Raw genomic sequence first — 17,962 nt, 5'->3', positions numbered from 1 at the left:
ATATGTGCCTTATTTAATTGCGACTCACCACGCTTTCTCTTGCGATGCAGCATAGATGTATTCATCAGCAAGAATGTCTTTGTATCTTATTCTTCCTGTAACATGTTTTAAAATGACTTACGCTCCTTTTTGAGCATTCTGCGTGCTACAAAATTGAAAATATAAACACAGCAAGCTGAACGCGTAATACGAAATATTTCTCTGTGTAATTAACTGAAAACTACCAAGATAAAAGGTTTTATCCGCTTTCAGCGGGGCTTCTATGTGGTGCTTTCTTGTTACAAATCACATCAATTTTTTATAATTCTGCCGCTTTTGTGACGACGCGAGCGATTTGCCTCACAAATGTTACAAAAAGGTAGCTTTATCTTGTCAAAAAGTAGGGTTTTCTTTATCATTTCCCTCCAATAAATAGAACTAAATTCATTATTTGTTAGCCATGCTCTTATAAGCGGAATAATAACGATCCAAAGGGAGCAAATGGGAGAATGTTTGGATGAGCAACGCGCCTTTAAATAACGGTCGCAGGCGTTTTCTAACCGCTACAACGGCAGTTGTTGGTGGGTTAGGGGCAGTCGCCGTCGCCGTGCCTTTTATCAAATCATGGAATCCGAGTGCTAAAGCCAAAGCGGCGGGCGCACCGGTGGAAGTGGATATAAGTAAAATTGAACCAGGTCAGCTGGTTCGTGTTGAGTGGCAGGGAAAACCTGTATGGATTGTTCGCCGCACTCAAAGCGTTCTGGATAACTTAAAATCGATCGGTGATAAGCTTCGCGATCCACAATCTGAAATGGAGCAGCAGCCTGAGTACGCTCAGAATGAGTTTCGTTCGATTAAGGAAGAGTTTTTCGTCGCAGTTGGTTTCTGTACCCACTTAGGTTGTTCACCAACCTATCTACCTGACTCTTTCTCAGAGCAGGTGCAGGGCGTAAGATCTGGCTTCTTCTGTCCTTGTCATGGTTCTAAGTTCGACATGGCTGGTCGAGTGTTCCAAGGAGTACCTGCTCCGTTGAACCTTGTCGTTCCTAAGCACATGTATTTGAGCGATACCAAGCTCATTGTGGGTGTTGATGAGGGAGATGCATAATGCAAGCAATGTTAGATTGGGTTGAAAAGCGTATTCCTGCAATGAATGCTTATAAAAAGCATTTGTCTGAATACCCAATGCCTAAGAACTTCAACTTTTGGTACCTTTTCGGTTCTCTGGCGATGCTGGTTCTTGTTAACCAAATCCTAACGGGTATTTGGCTAACGATGAACTATGTTCCTTCAGGTGACGGTGCATTTGCGTCTATCGAATACATTATGCGTGATGTAGAGTACGGTTGGCTTCTGCGTTACATGCATTCCACTGGCGCGTCAGCGTTTTTCGTTGTTGTGTATCTTCACATGTTCCGTGGTTTGATCTACGGTTCATACCAAAAACCTCGTGAACTGTTGTGGATCTTCGGTATGTTGATCTTCCTAGTTCTCATGGCTGAAGCGTTCATGGGTTACCTACTTCCATGGGGTCAGATGTCATACTGGGGTGCGCAGGTAATCATTTCCCTGTTTGGTGCTATTCCTGTTATCGGTGATGACCTAACACTTTGGATTCGTGGTGACTACATCATCTCTGGTGCAACGCTAAACCGTTTCTTCGCACTACACGTTATTGCACTGCCTATCGTTTTGCTTCTTCTTGTTGTTCTGCACGTATTGGCGCTGCACGAAGTAGGCTCAAACAACCCGGATGGTATCGAAACTAAGCTGCCAAAAGGCTCAATGGGCGACGATTACAAAACGCAATTCAAGTTCCACGATTACTATACGAAGAAATATGACATCATTGATTCGATTCCTTTCCATCCGTACGGCACGGTTAAGGACTTGGTCGGTGTCGCTGGTTTCTTGTTCTTCTTCTGTTACGTGCTGTTCTTTAACCCAGAAATGGGTGGGTACTTCCTTGAGCCGCCTAACTTTGAAGCTGCAAACCCACTGAAGACACCAGAGCATATTGCTCCGGTATGGTACTTCACGCCGTTCTACGCAATCTTACGTGCGGTTCCAGACAAACTATTAGGTGTTATCCTAATGGGCGCGTCAATTGCAGTGCTGTTTGTTCTACCTTGGTTGGATCGTTGTAAAGTTCGTTCATACCGTTACCGTAGCAAACTTCATCTATTGAATATTGTACAGTTCACTATCGCCTTTATCGCTCTGGGTATTTTAGGTGCGTTACCTGCGACACCAACGTACACACTACTATCTCAGATCTTTAGCTTGTGTTACTTCATGTTCTTTGTGTTGCTGTTCTTCTACAGCAAAAATGAAGCAACCAAACCATTACCAGAGAGGGTGACATTCAAATGAAGAAGTGGATTGTAATTCTATTTGCTATGTTGCCATCACTAGCGATGGCAGCTGGGGCCAATGTTCCGCTGGATAAAGCGAATGTTGACCTTACGGATAAAGCTTCGCTACAAAACGGCGCGAAGTTGTTCATGAACTACTGTTTTGCTTGTCACTCTACGCAATACCAGCGTTACGAGCGTGTAGCAACAGACTTGGAAATTCCAACAGACTTAATGAAAGAAAACCTGATTTTCAATCCTGAAGCGAAAATCGGTGATCTAATGGTCAATGCTATGCCACCGAAGCAAGCGGCAAACTGGTTTGGTGCTCCACCACCAGATCTTACGTTGGTTGCACGAGTTCGTGGTGCTGATTGGTTATACACTTACTTACGCTCTTTCTATGTTGATCCATCTCGTCCATTCGGCGTGAACAACATCGTCTTCCCGAGTGTTGGTATGCCGCATGTACTTGAAGAGCTACAGGGCATCCCGACGCCGATTTACGATACGAAAATCGTAGATGGCGAAGAAGTACAAGTTGTTGTTGGTACTGAAACCGATGGCACGGGTGAGCTGAGTGAAGGCGAATATGACAAAGCGGTTGGCGATCTCGTTAACTTCTTAGTTTATTCAGGTGACCCAGTGCAGCTTGAGCGTCATGCTTTAGGCTGGTGGGTAATGGGCTTCTTAGTGCTTCTAACCATCGTTGTTGTGATGCTCAAGAAAGAGTATTGGCGCGATGTGCATTAATTGTGCTAAAATACCGTGCTAATTCCCAATTTTAATTGATGTACAATGGAGGCTTAGCCTCCATTGTTTTTATTTGTAAGTGTACTGGAGGGCTCCATGGCTGTAGCTGCCAATAAACGTTCTGTGATGACTCTTTTCTCAAGTGCATCAGATTTGTATAGCCATCAGGTTCGCATTGTACTAGCTGAAAAAGGCGTAAGTGTTGAAGTTGAGCTTGTTGACGAAGCAAACCTTCCTGCTGAGCTTGTTGAGCTAAACCCATATAAATCAGTGCCAACTCTTGTTGACCGTGAGCTAGCTCTTTACGATTCAAAAATCATCATGGAGTACTTGGACGAGCGTTTCCCTCATCCACCTCTAATGCCGGTTTACCCTGTTGCTCGTGGCAACAGCCGCTTGATGATGTACCGTATCGAACGCAACTGGTATTCACTCGCTGAAAAAGTGATGAAAGGTAATGCGGAAGAATCAGAAAAAGCACGCACAAAGCTGCGTAATGATCTTCTGACGTTAGCGCCAATTTTTGCTGAATATGAGTACTTCATGAGCGAAGAATTCAGCTTGATCGATTGTTACCTAGCTCCACTATTGTGGCGTTTGCCTCAACTTGGTATCGATCTTGTTGGCCCTGGTTCAAAAGAAATCAAGGTATACATGAACCGCGTATTTGAACGTGATTCGTTCCTTGCTTCTTTGACTGAAGCTGAACGTGAAATGCGCCTAGTTCGCTAAGCGATTTAAAACACGTTATGGATATTGCAAAAATGACTGCTCGCCGCCCGTATATGCTTCGCGCATTTTACGACTGGTTAGTAGACAATGACTTGACTCCTCACTTGGTTGTGGATGCAACAATGCCAGGGGTGCGTGTCCCGGTTGAATTTATTCAAGATGGTCAAATTATTTTGAATATTGCGCCACGTGCAGTGGGTAATCTTGAGTTAGGTAATGATGCGATTACCTTCCATGCTCGCTTTAGCGGTCGTCCGCACTCAGTGATCGTGCCTGTGTATGCTGTTCAAGCTATTTATGCACGTGAGAATGGTGCTGGTACTATGTTTGAACCAGAAGAAGCGTACACTCACATCGAAGAAGAAGCGATGACCGAGGAAGAATCATCCCCATCGTTCACAACGGTTAGCGATGAGCCTTCTGAGTTAGTTTCTGATTCAGATGCCGAAGAGGACGATGCTCCTCGACCAAAAGGCAAACCAAGCTTAAGAGTGATTAAATAATAAAAAAGCAGCGTTACGCTGCTTTTTTCTTTTTAACTTGTTGAAGATGATTTCAAGCCAGACTTTGGAAATTACTCACTAATCGTAAAGACCTCGACGTTCTTTTCACTTTCTGTACTTGCCTCACTTTCTATTGTTTGTACACCGTCACTCGGTAAGTCCACTTCAACAGGCTCCATTTCGCCGTATTGGAACCCTTTAATGACTTGTTTTACGCCTGAGATGTTACGTGCGATTTCTGTCGCTCGATCGCCTTGCTCTGGTGTGACATAACCAAACAGAAAAACATCGCCATCTTCGGTGATCACTTTAACCTTAACACCATTAAGCTCAGAATCAGTAAGCAAAGCTGACTTTACTTTGGTTGTGATCCAGCTGTCATTGCTAATCTGGGTAACAGTGAGTGGCTCTTTTTGTTTGATTTGATTGTGTATGACTTTTACACCACTAACTTCTCTAGCTCTTCGCTCTAAAGCAAGGATAAGGTCTTGTGTCGGAGCTTGTCCCATAAGGACTACAGTCCCATTATATGAACTGGCAACGACACGTACTTCACCTTTAAACGGTACTTTATTGCCGATCGCCGCAACTTCGAATTCAATGTTATTGTCCTGCCAGATTTGTTTTGTCGTGCGTGTGTCCGTGACAATATTCGCTGTGGTTGCTGCACCTGCGATAAACAAACCTGCGCAACCACTTAAACTCAATGCTGTTAATAAGATAACGAGGCTACGTATCATAATTCTGACTCTCAGTCTTGGTTACTCTTCGTGAGCAGGGAAAAGCACCTGGTCAATAAGATCACAAAGACAATGGAGTGTTACCATATGTACTTCGTGAATACGTGCAGTGCGGTGTGATGGAATACGAATTTCGACGTCTTTCTCACCGAGCAGTCCTGCCATCTCTCCGCCATCTTTTCCTGTTAGCGCGATAATCGTCATGTCTCGAGTTACGGCTGCTTCCATCGCTTTGATAATATTTTTACTGTTACCACTAGTCGACATGGCAAGCAAAATGTCGCCTGGTTGACCAAACGCTCGTACCTGTTTTGAGAAGATTTCCTGGTAGTGGTAATCGTTGGCCACTGCGGTTAGGGTAGTATTATCGGCGGTTAAGGCCATTGCTGGTAGGCTAGGGCGCTCAGTTTCAAAACGGTTTAAAAGACAAGAAACAAATTGTTGAGCGTTTGAAGCACTGCCGCCATTACCACAACATAAAATTTTATTGCCATTAAGCAGGCTCGACACCATCGCTTGAGCTGCATGAGTAATGGCATCAGGCAGCGCCTCTGCTGCTGCGATTTGAATTTGAATACTTTCTGTAAAGCTGTCTTTAATGCTGTCTAGCATCGCTTATCCTTCAGAGATTGCGTTTTCTATCCAGTTGATATCTCGCCCATTATCATGAATGGCGATGACATCAAATCGATAATCGATATTGTGTTTTAAGCGCTTTTGTTGGCTAAGCCAAACTTGTGCGGTTTTGACTAGCTTGCGCATTTTAGCGTGCGTCACCATTTCTGCTGCCGAGCCAAAGTGATTGTTCTTACGGTATTTGACTTCAACAAACACAATAGTTTCACCTTGTTGGAAGATTAAATCAATCTCACCGACCTTAGTCAGAAAATTTTGTTCAATAAAGTTTAAGCCCTGGCGTTGTAAATACTGCTTCGCCAGAGCTTCATATTGATTTCCGATTTGGCGCTTGCTAAAGAGCCCCACGCTCAGCCCAGCTTAGCTCACGCTGTACAACACAATTATTGTCGATACTTAAAATACCGGTTTGGCCGCCAACTGAGTAGCCCGGAACGACCTTCATTTGTGGCAGCTCCCCAATCAATTTATACGCATCCATACCCAGTGCTTTCAAACGTTTTTCCATGTTAGATTGCTCTGACCACAACTCGTTCATTTCAGCGGTCACGCTAGGGTCTGGGTCAATCAGTAATGGGATATCGCTGTAGATGATGCCTGTTAGATCTTCGTAAGTCGCGCCGCCACTGTTGCTACGCGAGCTAGAGAAAATTTGAGGAGCTTTGGCGTCTGGGTTAATCGCTACCTCAATAAATGGCTTGATCAAAGTCAGTTCCGTGCTTCTAGCAACAATATAAACCGCATCGACATCACGACGGCTACGTGGCTGTGTTTCAAGCTTGATACGCATTAGTGATTGCATCTGAGCAATACGTTGTTTGCTTTCTTGCAGACCAAATACTTCATTGATGTCTTTTTGAAGTTGGCGCTTGTCGCCAAAATAACTTGCTGCGACTTTATTAGAGCTGTACTTGCGCCATTCTTTGTTGAATGCTTCAGTTACGCGCTCACCAAAGATGCCCTTTGGTGCCAGGATCAGAGGGAAGTTATAGCCTTCGCTGAACAAGTGTTTCGCTGCTTGTGCGGCTTCTTGTTCTGGTGATAATGCCAAGTAGCAAATATTGCTATCTGGTTGCACATCTTCGGGAATATTTAGCGCAAGGGCTGGAATCGTAGGACCATTTTCTGAGCCATCCATGGTTGTGTGCAATAGCTCAACGTTTTCTTTTTCTAGGGGACCAACAACAAAATCGATGTTTTCATTGATCAAACGTTGTTTAATTTGGTCGGCGTTATACGCATTAGTGTCTATTACCGTGAGGGTAGCGCTTGGATCACGGTTACGATCATTCATCATCGCAAACACAAAACCATCACGAATTAATTGCGCTTGTGGCGAGAATTTACCAGTAAGCGGCAGTAACAAAGCGGTGTTGTTTGGTTTAACGATGTCTAGAGAGAGAATGTTTTGAATCTCTTCTGGTGTGTAGATAGCGGCTGGATGCGATGGGTTCTCGTTTAACCAGCGTTCGAGGGTATTTTTTAGTTGGGATAAGTTGCCCGACAGCGTTTTCGCATAAATAGCGAGTTGTAGCCAACCATCCAAAACATCTTCATTTGGCTCTGTTTCTAATGAGGTCAGTTCGTACTCGGAGTAGCTGCCAAAGTTCATCCAAATACGGCTAGAAATCTCTCTCTGCTCCGCGGACGATGCATATTGGCCAAATGCAACCAGTTGGCGGTTTGCCTCAAACGCTTGATTAAGACCTTGATAAGCGTCGGCACGCATCAAGTAATAGTCTTTCCATTGCTCATTTGGCAACTTCCACCAAGGTTTAAAATTCAACAATTGCAGCAACTGAGAGTAATTACCCTGTTTTTGCTGTATGGTCGCACGCGCTAGTTGCCACTCTGCTTGCTGAACTTCGGTTAACTGTTGACGAGCCAGGCGCTTGATCAACATTTCTGCTTGATCAAACTGGTTTGCTTGAATCGCGGCTTTGGTTGCCATGATCAACCAGTCATTTTGTAAACTGCCTTCCGTGCTATCAGCTTGGATCATATAGTTCTGAACAGACTGAGTAGGCTCAAGTGTTACATCAACGCCATCAGGCTGTCTTGGACCTGAAGAACAGGCGGCGAGCGTAATTGCTAGTGCAACAGGAGTAAGTATGCGTGGTACACTGAGTCTCTTATGGTTAATCATTGCCGTGAGTTCTCTATAATTTTGTACAAAATTGTCTCTATATTAATCGTTGAAGTGATGGTAAACAAATGACAGATAAAAATAAGTTGCCGAATGAGGGGCCAACTCTCTATATCGTACCGACTCCAATCGGAAATTTAGCGGATATCACCCAACGTGCTATCGAAATTCTGTCGACTGTGGACATCATTGCCGCTGAGGATACTCGACATACGGGCAAATTACTGTCTCACTTCAATATTCAAACCAAAACTTTTGCTCTACATGACCACAATGAGCAGCAAAAAGCACAAGTTTTGGTAGAAAAGCTGCTTTCCGGTCAGTCTATCGCATTAGTTTCTGACGCTGGTACGCCACTTATCAGCGACCCAGGATACCATTTGGTGACAAAATGTCGTCAAGCGGGCGTTAGAGTTGTGCCTCTTCCAGGTGCTTGTGCGGTCATTACGGCGTTAAGTGCCTCTGGCTTGCCATCGGATCGCTTTAGCTTCGAAGGTTTTTTACCACCGAAAAGCAAAGGTCGTAAGGATAAATTCCTAGAGATTGCTTCGGTAGAGCGTACGTGTATTTTTTACGAGTCACCGCACCGTATTTTAGACTCTCTACAAGACATGTTAGACGTTCTTGGCCCAGATAGAGAAGTTGTGTTGGCAAGAGAGCTAACAAAAACCTTTGAAACCATTCAAGGCATGCCGTTAGGTGAGCTGATTGAATGGGTGAAAAGTGACGATAACCAACAGCGTGGTGAAATGGTATTGTTGGTACATGGCCATCGTGAAACAACAGACGACTCACTACCTGAAGATGCTTTACGCACGTTAGGCATTTTGACCAAAGAGCTGCCTTTGAAAAAAGCAGCTGCTTTGGTGGCAGAAATACATAACTTGAAGAAGAATGCGTTATATAAATGGGGCTTAGAAAACTTAGACTAAGTGCCACTAGCGAGATAAATGGTCAATGAGGGCTGATGTTTAGGCATCGGCCTTTTTATTATCTATTTTTGGCACGTTGACTAAAAAGTCATCACTTAGTGCATTCATTTCATCATATCTGTGATCTAACTAGACTCTGAAGTGAGAACTCTATACAATCCGCCCTCGGAGCTGACTGGGTAGTCGCTGCTTTGTTGATGTCCTTCGGGAGACTGACGTCGAAGTCCCTTTGGGAGACTGACGTTGACGTCCTTCGGGAGACTGACAAAGGGGAGGAAAGTCCGGGCTTCATAGAGCAAGGTGCCAGGTAACGCCTGGGGGGCGCAAGCCTACGACAAGTGCAGCAGAGAGAAGACCGCCGATGGCCCGTAAGGGTACAGGTAAGGGTGAAAGGGTGCGGTAAGAGCGCACCGGACGACTAGCAATAGTTCGTAGCAGGGTAAACTCCACCTGAAGCAAGACCAAATAGGCCTCCACATTGCGTTGCTCGCGTAAGGAGGCGGGTAGGTTGCTCGAGCCAGTGAGTGATTGCTGGCCTAGACGAATGGCTACCGCCGCGCAAGCGGAACAGAACCCGGCTTATGTGTCGGCTCCACCTATTCGAGACCCATCTCTACTTCGGTAGTGATGGGTTTTTTGCATTTAATTGACGCAAACTATGTCATTACCAATAAACTTGGCGTAAATCACGTCTAACTTTAGACTTGTGGTGGCGATGATGTAGGAAATCAGTACACTAAAGAATCGCTTCAAGATCATTCAACGAGAAAGCTATGACCGAAACCTTCCAACATATTTCCGTGTTATTAAATGAATCCATTGATGGCTTAGCTATCAAACCAGACGGCGTCTATATTGATGGAACATTTGGCCGTGGCGGTCACAGCCGGACAATTCTATCTAAACTCGGTGAAAATGGCCGACTGTACAGTATCGACCGTGACCCTCAAGCGATCGCTGAGGCAGGCAAAATCAATGACCCTCGCTTCACCATTATTCATGGTCCATTTTCTGGTATTGCTGAGTATGCTGAAGAGTATGGGCTAGTTGGAAAAGTGGATGGTGTTCTGCTGGATTTAGGCGTTTCTTCTCCTCAGTTAGACGACGCAGAGCGTGGCTTTAGCTTTATGAAAGACGGTCCGCTAGATATGCGTATGGACCCGACATCAGGTGTTCCAGTATCTCAATGGTTGATGGAAGCAGACCTCGATGATATCACTTGGGTCATTCGCGAGTTTGGGGAAGATAAACATGCGCGCCGTATTGCAAAAGCGATTGTTGCCTACCGTGAAGATGAAGAAAATGAGCCAATGGTTCGCACTGGTCAGCTGGCAAAATTGATTTCAGATGCCGCACCGAAAAGTTTTAAAGAGAAAAAACACCCTGCGACTCGTGCTTTCCAGGCTTTTCGTATTTACATCAACAGTGAGTTAGAAGAAATTGATACGGCACTTAAAGGCGCGGCGAGCATTCTGGCTCCTGAAGGCCGTTTATCTGTGATTAGCTTTCACTCTCTGGAAGACCGTATGGTCAAACGTTTTATCCGTAAAGAGAGCAAAGGGCCTGAAGTGCCACATGGTATTCCAATGACGGAAGAGCAAATTCGTGCTCTTGGTAGTGCGAATATGAAAGCGGTGAGCAAAGCGATTAAGCCAAGCAAACAAGAAATTGAAATGAACCCTCGCTCGCGCAGCTCTGTGTTAAGAATTGCGGAAAAGCTTTAATTATTATGACGAAATCCACTCCTAATCTTGCTAAGTTGATTGCAACAGATCTCCTCACTGTTGGTCGCTGGCCATTACTGTTGTTGCTATTGATCGTGGCATCGGCAATGGGAGTGGTATTTGCTACCCACCATGCGCGTCAAGCGATCACCGAGAAAGACCATACGTTGGTTGAACGAGAACGATTAGATAGCGAATGGCGCAACTTAATGTTGGAAGAAACTGCCCTCGCGGAACACAGTCGTGTTCAAGACCTTGCCAAAAAAGAACTTGAAATGAAACGACCTGATGGCGATAAAGAAGTGGTTGTCACGCTCAAATGATTAGAAAAAAATCCAACACGAAACAAGCCAATAAGCGTAAACCTGTAGCAAAAGAGAAAGCGGCTACGGGGGATAAGAAAAACGATAATAAAGCAGTGAAAGTGGCGGTCGAAGAATCTTTCTTGATTCGTTGGCGCTTCCATCTATTACTGTTTTTTGTTTTTTGTGCATTTGCCCTTTTGGTGGCACGCGTAGCCTACATCCAAATCATTGAGCCAGATAACCTGATTAAACAAGGTGACCTACGTTCGGTTCGTGTTAAATCCATTCCTTCTGCTCGCGGTATTATTTCGGATCGAAATGGTGAGCCGCTTGCTGTCAGTGTACCGGTTGAGGCGGTTTGGGCAGATCCTGCCACTATATTTAAAGAAAACGCGTTAAGCCAGACCAAAAGTTGGCATGCATTAGCGGATGTTCTTGGTATTGACCGACAAGGGTTAATAGACAAAATTAAGCGCAATGAAAAACGTCGCTTTATCTACTTGCAGCGCCAGGTCAGTCCGGCCATGGCGAACTATATTCGTGAGCTAAAGCTGCCAGGTGTTGGCCTTAAGTCGGAATCTCGTCGTTATTATCCTGCAGGTGAGGTTAGTGCTCACTTAGTCGGTGTAACAGGCATTGACGGGCATGGCCTAGAAGGTGTGGAGCGTAGCTACGATGAGTGGCTCACTGGCGCGGCGGGTAAGAAAACTATTCGTAAAGACCGTTATGGTCGTGTTGTGGAAAACATTGCTTGGCAAGACAAGCAAGAAGGTAAATCACTTCAGTTAACCATCGATCAGCGCCTACAGGCGATTGCGTATCGTGCGATTAAGCAAGCCGTTGCGGACCACCGCGCCACTTCAGGTTCCGTTGTCATGTTGGATGTAAAAACGGGCGCCGTATTGGCCATGGTTAATGCTCCTTCTTACAACCCTAATAATCGTAGCGATTGGCAAAGCTATCAAATGCGTAACCGAGTGATCACGGACTCAATGGAGCCCGGTTCGACCATTAAGCCTTTCGTTATTTTAGCCGCCTTAGAAAATGGGATAGCCGATAAAGATACCATCGTAGATACCGGTAATGGTGTCCTACGTTTAGGTGGTAGTCGAGTCAGAGATGTCTCTCGCGTAGGCAAAGCGAGCTTGACCACGATCCTTAAAAAGTCGAGTAATATCGGTGTGACGAAGCTAGCAATGCAAATGCCGGTAGAGGCGCTTCTTGGGCTGTACAGTTCAGTGGGTTTTGGTGAGCTTTCTGGCCTAAACCTAGTTGGGGAAGTGACGGGTATTTTTCCTACACGAACTCGTTGGTCGCCAATTGAGCGCGCCACGATTGCGTTTGGTTATGGTCTATCAATTACACCAATCCAGCTAGCCCATGCTTATGCGACGCTTGGAAACCTTGGCAAATACGAGCCTATTCATATTATCGAAAGCAATGATCATGACATGTCACGTCAAGTGGTGAGTGCGAAGTATGCGCGTCAAGTATTAGACATGTTGGAAACCGTAACTCAAAAAGGGGGCTCGGCTCGCAGAGCGGCAGTTCCTGGTTATCGAGTGGGAGCGAAAACGGGTACATCACGTAAAGCTTCTGCCGGTGGGTACAGCGACGAGTACATCACCTACACGGCTGGGCTTGCTCCGGTTAGCGATCCGCGAATTGCTTTAGTAGTGATCGTAAACGAGCCTCAAGGTGATGACTACTATGGTGGTTCGGTAGCGTCTCCTGTTTTCTCTGAAATCATGAAAGGCGCGCTACAAATACTCAATGTTGCACCTGACGAAAACAAATTCCAACAGTAAGCCCTGTGGTTTACTGAGCAAACAAAATTAAGAAAACCTGAGCCAAAGCTCGGAGAACAAATATGACTAAAGCCATCAGTATGGACGTGCTGCTTTCCCCTTGGGTGGATTGCCCTAGCTTATCGTCCGTTCTTGTTTCTGAATTGGAGCTCGACAGCCGAAGAGTTCAACCTGGAACCACGTTTGTAGCAGTGATTGGCCATGTTGTGGATGGGCGTAAATTCATTGCCTCTGCAATTGAGCAAGGTGCAAATGCAGCCCTGGCGCAAGCCTGCGATGTCAAAACACATGGTACGGTGGAAATCATTGATGATGTTCCCGTCATTTACATCGATAGGTTGGACCAACGTTTATCCGCAATTGCTGGAAAGCTCTATGCTTACCCTAATATGGATTTGATTGGTGTCACCGGCACCAACGGCAAAACCACCATTACCCAGTTAATAGCGCAATGGCTAGAACTGCTTGACCATAAAGCGGCGGTAATGGGAACAACAGGAAATGGCTTCCTCAATAACTTGCAACAAGCTGCGAATACAACGGGGAATGCCGTTGAAATTCAGAAAACGCTCTCCTCTCTCGCAAATCAACAAGCCACATACACCGCGCTAGAAGTATCTTCCCATGGCCTGACGCAAGGTCGTGTCAAAGCACTATCATTTGCGGCGGGCGTGTTTACTAACTTAAGTCGTGACCACTTAGATTATCATGGCACGATGGAAGAGTATGCCAATGCAAAGCTTGGGTTGTTCACGCAACACCAATGTGAACGTGCCATTATCAATGCTGATGATGAAGTAGGTCATCAATGGGCGTCGCAGTTAAGTAATGCGGTCGCTGTTTCGCTCAAGCCGAACACTGAATTTGAAAGCGCAATTTGGGCGACGGAAGTCAGTTACGCGGAGTCAGGGATTACTATTAAGTTCGATGGTAAATTTGGCTCAGGTGAATTGCACGCGCCATTGATTGGTGAGTTTAATGCAACCAACTTAATGCTCGCTTTTGCGACCTTATTAAGCTTAGGTAAAGAGAAACAAGCGTTACTCGAAACTGCAGGTCAACTGCAACCCGTACTCGGCCGAATGGAGTTATTCCAAACTGAGGATCGTGCCAAAGTCGTGGTCGATTATGCTCATACTCCTGATGCTTTAGAAAAAGCGCTGCAAGCTTTACGAGTTCATTGTGAAGGCCAGCTGTGGGCTATTTTTGGCTGCGGTGGCGATCGCGATGCAGGTAAGCGTCCAATGATGGCGGAAATTGCAGAGCGTCTGGGCGACAGAGTGGTGTTGACTGACGATAACCCACGCAGCGAAGATCCGGTTCAGATTGTGAAAGATATGTTAGCTGGGCTGTCAAAACCTGCTGAAGCGATTGTTCAGCATGACCGCTTCAAAGCGCTGTCTTATGCCATTGAAAATGCTTCGCCAAACGACATTATCTTGTTAGCTGGAAAGGGCCATGAAGATTATCAGATTCGTAATGGCGAAACGATTCATTACTCCGACCGCGAGTCCGCAATGCAACTTTTAGGATTGACCTCATGATCAAAGTAACGTTATCTCAAATTGCAGACATCACTCGTGGTGAGCGATTCGGCGACGAGCTACTTATCGACGCGGTTTCTACTGATACACGAACGATTGAGCGTGGGGCTTTATTCGTCGCGTTAGTTGGGGAGCGCTTTGATGCGCACAACTTTTGCCAACAAGCGGTAGATGCAGGTGCCGGTGCTTTACTCGTAGAAAAACGCTTAGATGTGAATGTGCCGCAAATTGTGGTGTCGGATACCAAACTTGCATTGGGTGAGTTTGCTTCTTGGGTGCATCAAGCATGCAAAACACCTACCGTTGCCATCACCGGAAGTTGCGGTAAAACGACCGTAAAAGAAATGGTTGCGAGTATCCTGCAATTGAAAGGCAAAGTGTTATTCACGGCGGGTAACTTCAATAATGATATTGGTGTTCCGTTGACATTATTGCGCTCACAGCAGGATGATGATTATGCCGTGATTGAGCTTGGTGCTAATCATATAGGTGAAATTGCTTACACGACTCAGTTAGTAAAACCAGATATCGCGTTAGTGAACAATGTAGCCGCCGCTCACCTTGAAGGCTTTGGTTCTATCGATGGCGTGAAACAAGCCAAAGGTGAAATCTACCAAGGCCTTTCAGCTGGTGGTATTGCGATTGTTAACCTAGACAGCAATGGTGAAGCCAAGTGGGATGAAGTGTTAGCAGATAAGAAAGTCATTACTTTTTCACAAAGTAATACTGATGCAGACTTCTTCGCTTCTAACATCGTATTGAACGCCGCAGGTGAAGCAAGCTTTGACTTACATATCGCAGCAAGCTCACAAGAAATTGAACTGTCTCTGGGTATTATAGGTCAACACAACGTTGCGAATGCGATCGCTGCTTCTATTATTGCGTTACAAATGGGCGCCACATTAGAAGAGGTTCGCGCTGGCCTTAAACATTTGAACAAAGTGAAAGGTCGCGTCGAGGTTGAAGCGCTGAGCGAAAAGATAAAATTGATTGACGACAGCTACAACGCGAGCGTGCCAGCCATGAAAGCGGCAGTTGATTTATTGGCCGCTTTCCCAGGTCAACGCTGGCTGATTTTAGGTAATATGGCGGAATTGGGCGAGGAAAGTCTTGCACTTCATCGTCAAGTCGGGGAACATGCTGCCCCACAAAAATTTGAACATGTTCTCACATATGGTGCAGACGCCAAGGTGATCAGTGATCTTTGCCAAGGCATTCATTTTGAGACGCACCAAGAGATGATTGAATACATCAAGCAGCATCTAGACCAAGCCGTTCCTGAAAACCATACGATATTGGTGAAAGGAGCGAATGGTGCACGTATGTTTGAAGTCGCTGCTGCTTTGAAGGAGTATTATTAATGATTATTTGGCTTGCCGAGCTGCTACAGCCATACCTGTCTTTTTTCCGATTGTTTGAATACTTGTCTTTTCGAGCAATCCTAAGCGTATTAACCGCTCTAGGTCTGTCATTATGGATGGGACCAATCATGATCAAGCGTTTGCAAATGCTGCAAATTGGTCAGGTAGTGCGTAACGAAGGTCCTGAATCTCACTTTAGTAAGCGTGGTACCCCAACAATGGGCGGTATCATGATCTTAGCGGCCATCTCAATCACGATTTTGCTATGGACAGACTTATCCAACCCTTACGTATGGGCGGTACTGACAGTCTTACTTGGCTACGGTGCGGTCGGATTTGTTGATGATTATCGTAAAGTGGTACGCAAAAATACCGATGGCTTGATCGCGCGTTGGAAGTACTTCTGGCAGTCGTTGATCGCGTTTGTCGTCGCTTTCGCATTGTATGCTTACGGTAAAGACACAGCAGCAACTCAGCTAGTGGTGCCATTCTTTAAAGACATCATGCCGCAGCTTGGTTTGATGTATATCATTCTGACTTACTTTGTCATTGTAGGTACAAGTAACGCGGTTAACCTGACTGATGGTCTAGACGGTTTGGCAATCATGCCAACGGTTCTTGTTGCAGCAGGCTTCGCGGTTATTGCATGGGCGACCGGTAACGTTAACTTCTCTGAATACCTTCATATTCCATACTTACCACATGCTTCTGAGTTGGTTGTCGTATGTACAGCAATCGTCGGTGCAGGCCTTGGTTTCTTGTGGTTTAACACGTATCCAGCACAAGTGTTCATGGGTGATGTCGGCTCACTAGCGCTTGGCGGCGCGTTAGGCACTATTGCTGTTCTCGTTCGTCAAGAGTTGGTGTTGGTGATCATGGGCGGTGTGTTTGTGATGGAAACGCTGTCGGTAATTCTACAGGTGGGTTCATACAAACTGCGTGGTCAGCGCATTTTTCGTATGGCACCGATTCACCACCACTACGAATTGAAAGGTTGGCCAGAACCTCGCGTAATCGTGCGTTTCTGGATTATTTCTATGGTTCTTGTTCTGATTGGTCTTGCGACATTGAAAGTGCGTTAATCGCACTTTCCAAGAACAAGATTTACAGTGTGATCAAATATGGAACGTTGGCAAAACATACATAGTGTTGTCGTCGTAGGGCTCGGTATTACCGGGCTCTCTGTCGTTAAACACCTAAGAAAAAATCAGCCACAGCTTGTGGTCAAAGTCATTGATACTCGCGTAAACCCTCCGGGTGCAGAGCGCTTGCCGGAAGATGTTCAACTGCATAGTGGTGGTTGGAATACAGACTGGCTTTCTGACGCGGATCTTATCGTGACCAACCCTGGTATTGCGCTAGCGACACCAGAGATCCAAGCCGTGTTAGCAAAAGGTACGGCAGTAGTAGGTGATATCGAGTTATTCGCTTGGGCGGTGCAGAAACCGGTGATTGCGATTACGGGCTCAAACGGTAAGAGCACAGTAACCGACCTCACAGGTGTGATGGCTAACGCTGCAGGTTTGGATGTTGGCGTTGGTGGTAACATCGGTGTGCCTGCTCTGGATTTGTTAGAACAAGACGCAGACCTATATGTACTCGAACTCTCGAGCTTCCAGTTAGAAACGACGTCAAGCTTAAAGCTCAAAGCCGCTGCGTTTCTGAATCTTTCTGAAGATCATATGGATCGTTATCAAGGCATGTCTGACTATCGACAAGCTAAGTTGCGTATTTTTAACCATGCTGCTCTTGCAGTCGTGAACCGTGATGATCAAGAAACCTTCCCAGACGCAGAGATGCCATTGGTGACATTTGGCAGCGACAATCAGGACTTTGGTCTCGAGGTGGATGGCAACCGTACTTGGCTGCTCGATCACGGTCAACGAGTTGTCGCAAGTGATGAGCTTAAGTTGGTTGGTAAGCACAACTTATCTAACGCTCTGGTTGCTTTAGCGCTATTAAAAGCTGCGGACGTAAACTATCACAAAGCATTGAATGCACTTAAAAATTACACGGGACTGACACACCGATGCCAGGTGGTTGCGGATAATCAAGGCGTCAAATGGGTGAATGACTCTAAAGCAACTAATATTGCCAGCACTATGGCTGCGCTATCTGGTTTGGAATCGACAGGCAAGCTCTACTTACTCGTTGGTGGTGTTGGCAAAGGTGCTGACTTCTCGCCATTAAAACCGATCTTCGCGACGCTTAACTTGCAACTGTGTTGCTTTGGCGCTGATGGCGATGAATTTATGCCACTGCATGAATCTGCAATACGTTTCGACACTATGGAAGATGTGATTCAACAAGTATCTTCGCAGTTAAAACCAGGTGATATGGTGATGCTGTCTCCTGCATGTGCTAGCTTTGATCAATTCGACAACTTTATGGCAAGAGGTGATGCTTTCGCTGCTCTTGCTCAGAAATATGCATAATTAAAGGTTA

Annotated in this window: 17 protein-coding genes and 1 other RNA gene; 14 read left to right on the top strand and 4 right to left on the bottom strand. The window is 45.7% G+C overall.

The window, feature by feature from the left end; all coding sequences use genetic code 11:
* Positions 1-496: 496 nt before the first annotated feature.
* The 5 genes from petA to sspB all read left to right on the top strand — a co-directional run bounded on the left by petA (position 497) and on the right by sspB (position 4,321).
* Positions 497-1,087, top strand: a complete 591-nt coding sequence (gene petA, locus J4N40_RS14385; protein ID WP_005372877.1) for a ubiquinol-cytochrome c reductase iron-sulfur subunit — start codon at positions 497-499, stop codon at positions 1,085-1,087.
* Positions 1,087-2,352 (top strand): cytochrome b, encoded by a 1,266-nt coding sequence (locus J4N40_RS14380; protein ID WP_005372880.1) that lies wholly within the window; start codon positions 1,087-1,089, stop codon positions 2,350-2,352. Before petA ends, J4N40_RS14380 begins: the two co-directional genes overlap by 1 nt.
* Positions 2,349-3,086, top strand: coding sequence for a cytochrome c1 (locus tag J4N40_RS14375; RefSeq protein ID WP_005372881.1), 738 nt, complete (start codon positions 2,349-2,351; stop codon positions 3,084-3,086). Before J4N40_RS14380 ends, J4N40_RS14375 begins: the two co-directional genes overlap by 4 nt.
* Before the next feature lie 96 nt (positions 3,087-3,182).
* A complete protein-coding gene (sspA, locus tag J4N40_RS14370) occupies positions 3,183-3,818 on the top strand; it encodes a stringent starvation protein SspA (protein WP_005372897.1) in 636 nt (211 codons plus the stop codon).
* A gap of 17 nt (positions 3,819-3,835) precedes the next feature.
* A complete protein-coding gene (sspB, locus tag J4N40_RS14365; protein WP_005387408.1) occupies positions 3,836-4,321 on the top strand; it encodes a ClpXP protease specificity-enhancing factor in 486 nt (161 codons plus the stop codon).
* 71 nt (positions 4,322-4,392) lie between these two features.
* Here sspB and J4N40_RS14360 read toward each other — a convergent pair whose 3' ends face one another.
* From J4N40_RS14360 to J4N40_RS14345, 4 genes are read right to left on the bottom strand one after another with little or no spacing between them, the layout of a single operon-like run.
* On the bottom strand, positions 4,393-5,061 hold the full coding sequence (locus J4N40_RS14360; protein ID WP_104978786.1) for a BON domain-containing protein: 669 nt from the start codon (positions 5,059-5,061) through the stop codon (positions 4,393-4,395).
* Between the two features lie 21 nt (positions 5,062-5,082).
* Complete coding sequence (locus J4N40_RS14355; RefSeq protein ID WP_115385723.1) at positions 5,083-5,673, bottom strand: phosphoheptose isomerase; 591 nt, start codon at positions 5,671-5,673, stop codon at positions 5,083-5,085.
* A 3-nt stretch (positions 5,674-5,676) separates the two neighbouring features.
* Positions 5,677-6,045 (bottom strand): YraN family protein, encoded by a 369-nt coding sequence (locus J4N40_RS14350; protein ID WP_005372903.1) that lies wholly within the window; start codon positions 6,043-6,045, stop codon positions 5,677-5,679.
* Positions 6,032-7,843: a penicillin-binding protein activator gene (locus J4N40_RS14345; RefSeq protein WP_104978788.1), complete on the bottom strand. Its 1,812-nt coding sequence runs from the start codon at positions 7,841-7,843 to the stop codon at positions 6,032-6,034. Before J4N40_RS14345 ends, J4N40_RS14350 begins: the two co-directional genes overlap by 14 nt.
* A 68-nt stretch (positions 7,844-7,911) precedes the next feature.
* Between J4N40_RS14345 and rsmI the strand changes: the two genes are divergently transcribed.
* From rsmI to murD, 9 genes are all read left to right on the top strand, one after another.
* Positions 7,912-8,775, top strand: coding sequence for a 16S rRNA (cytidine(1402)-2'-O)-methyltransferase (gene rsmI / locus J4N40_RS14340; RefSeq protein ID WP_005372907.1), 864 nt, complete (start codon positions 7,912-7,914; stop codon positions 8,773-8,775).
* A 167-nt stretch (positions 8,776-8,942) separates the two neighbouring features.
* An RNA gene (gene rnpB / locus J4N40_RS14335) (RNase P RNA component class A) lies at positions 8,943-9,373 on the top strand.
* Between the two features lie 175 nt (positions 9,374-9,548).
* Positions 9,549-10,499: a 16S rRNA (cytosine(1402)-N(4))-methyltransferase RsmH gene (rsmH, locus tag J4N40_RS14330; protein ID WP_005372918.1), complete on the top strand. Its 951-nt coding sequence runs from the start codon at positions 9,549-9,551 to the stop codon at positions 10,497-10,499.
* A 5-nt stretch (positions 10,500-10,504) separates the two neighbouring features.
* Entirely contained in the window at positions 10,505-10,822 is a 318-nt protein-coding gene (gene ftsL, locus J4N40_RS14325) for a cell division protein FtsL (protein ID WP_005372920.1), read from the top strand.
* Positions 10,819-12,612, top strand: a complete 1,794-nt coding sequence (locus tag J4N40_RS14320; RefSeq protein ID WP_005372922.1) for a penicillin-binding transpeptidase domain-containing protein — start codon at positions 10,819-10,821, stop codon at positions 12,610-12,612. The genes ftsL and J4N40_RS14320 overlap by 4 nt, the downstream gene beginning before the upstream one ends.
* A 62-nt stretch (positions 12,613-12,674) precedes the next feature.
* Positions 12,675-14,156, top strand: coding sequence for a UDP-N-acetylmuramoyl-L-alanyl-D-glutamate--2,6-diaminopimelate ligase (gene murE / locus J4N40_RS14315; protein WP_033906090.1), 1,482 nt, complete (start codon positions 12,675-12,677; stop codon positions 14,154-14,156).
* Positions 14,153-15,517 carry a UDP-N-acetylmuramoyl-tripeptide--D-alanyl-D-alanine ligase gene (locus J4N40_RS14310; RefSeq protein ID WP_005372928.1) on the top strand — a complete coding sequence of 455 codons (1,365 nt, stop codon included), beginning with the start codon at positions 14,153-14,155 and terminating at the stop codon, positions 15,515-15,517. Before murE ends, J4N40_RS14310 begins: the two co-directional genes overlap by 4 nt.
* Positions 15,517-16,599, top strand: coding sequence for a phospho-N-acetylmuramoyl-pentapeptide-transferase (gene mraY, locus J4N40_RS14305; protein WP_005372931.1), 1,083 nt, complete (start codon positions 15,517-15,519; stop codon positions 16,597-16,599). The genes J4N40_RS14310 and mraY overlap by 1 nt, the downstream gene beginning before the upstream one ends.
* Positions 16,600-16,638: 39 nt before the next feature.
* Complete coding sequence (gene murD, locus J4N40_RS14300; RefSeq protein ID WP_033906092.1) at positions 16,639-17,952, top strand: UDP-N-acetylmuramoyl-L-alanine--D-glutamate ligase; 1,314 nt, start codon at positions 16,639-16,641, stop codon at positions 17,950-17,952.
* Positions 17,953-17,962 lie beyond the last annotated feature (10 nt).

This window comes from Vibrio sp. SCSIO 43097, from assembly GCF_023650755.1.
In the GTDB taxonomy this organism is placed as follows: domain Bacteria; phylum Pseudomonadota; class Gammaproteobacteria; order Enterobacterales; family Vibrionaceae; genus Vibrio; species Vibrio alginolyticus.
Note: the sequence above shows the minus strand (reverse complement) of the source record. Positions and strands in the feature narration are given on the sequence as shown.

Bases quoted from the DNA above. Each gene is read 5' to 3' on its own strand.
- J4N40_RS14380 (WP_005372880.1), top strand. From the start codon at position 1,087: ATGCAAGCAATGTTAGATTGGGTTGAAAAGCGTATTCCTGCAATGAAT.
- murD (WP_033906092.1), top strand. From the start codon at position 16,639: ATGGAACGTTGGCAAAACATACATAGTGTTGTCGTCGTAGGGCTCGGT.
- murE (WP_033906090.1), top strand. From the start codon at position 12,675: ATGACTAAAGCCATCAGTATGGACGTGCTGCTTTCCCCTTGGGTGGAT.
- sspA (WP_005372897.1), top strand. From the start codon at position 3,183: ATGGCTGTAGCTGCCAATAAACGTTCTGTGATGACTCTTTTCTCAAGT.
- petA (WP_005372877.1), top strand. From the start codon at position 497: ATGAGCAACGCGCCTTTAAATAACGGTCGCAGGCGTTTTCTAACCGCT.
- J4N40_RS14310 (WP_005372928.1), top strand. From the start codon at position 14,153: ATGATCAAAGTAACGTTATCTCAAATTGCAGACATCACTCGTGGTGAG.
- sspB (WP_005387408.1), top strand. From the start codon at position 3,836: ATGGATATTGCAAAAATGACTGCTCGCCGCCCGTATATGCTTCGCGCA.
- J4N40_RS14355 (WP_115385723.1), bottom strand. From the start codon at position 5,673: ATGCTAGACAGCATTAAAGACAGCTTTACAGAAAGTATTCAAATTCAA.
- J4N40_RS14345 (WP_104978788.1), bottom strand. From the start codon at position 7,843: ATGATTAACCATAAGAGACTCAGTGTACCACGCATACTTACTCCTGTT.
- rsmH (WP_005372918.1), top strand. From the start codon at position 9,549: ATGACCGAAACCTTCCAACATATTTCCGTGTTATTAAATGAATCCATT.
- ftsL (WP_005372920.1), top strand. From the start codon at position 10,505: ATGACGAAATCCACTCCTAATCTTGCTAAGTTGATTGCAACAGATCTC.
- J4N40_RS14375 (WP_005372881.1), top strand. From the start codon at position 2,349: ATGAAGAAGTGGATTGTAATTCTATTTGCTATGTTGCCATCACTAGCG.
- mraY (WP_005372931.1), top strand. From the start codon at position 15,517: ATGATTATTTGGCTTGCCGAGCTGCTACAGCCATACCTGTCTTTTTTC.
- J4N40_RS14360 (WP_104978786.1), bottom strand. From the start codon at position 5,061: ATGATACGTAGCCTCGTTATCTTATTAACAGCATTGAGTTTAAGTGGT.
- J4N40_RS14320 (WP_005372922.1), top strand. From the start codon at position 10,819: ATGATTAGAAAAAAATCCAACACGAAACAAGCCAATAAGCGTAAACCT.
- rsmI (WP_005372907.1), top strand. From the start codon at position 7,912: ATGACAGATAAAAATAAGTTGCCGAATGAGGGGCCAACTCTCTATATC.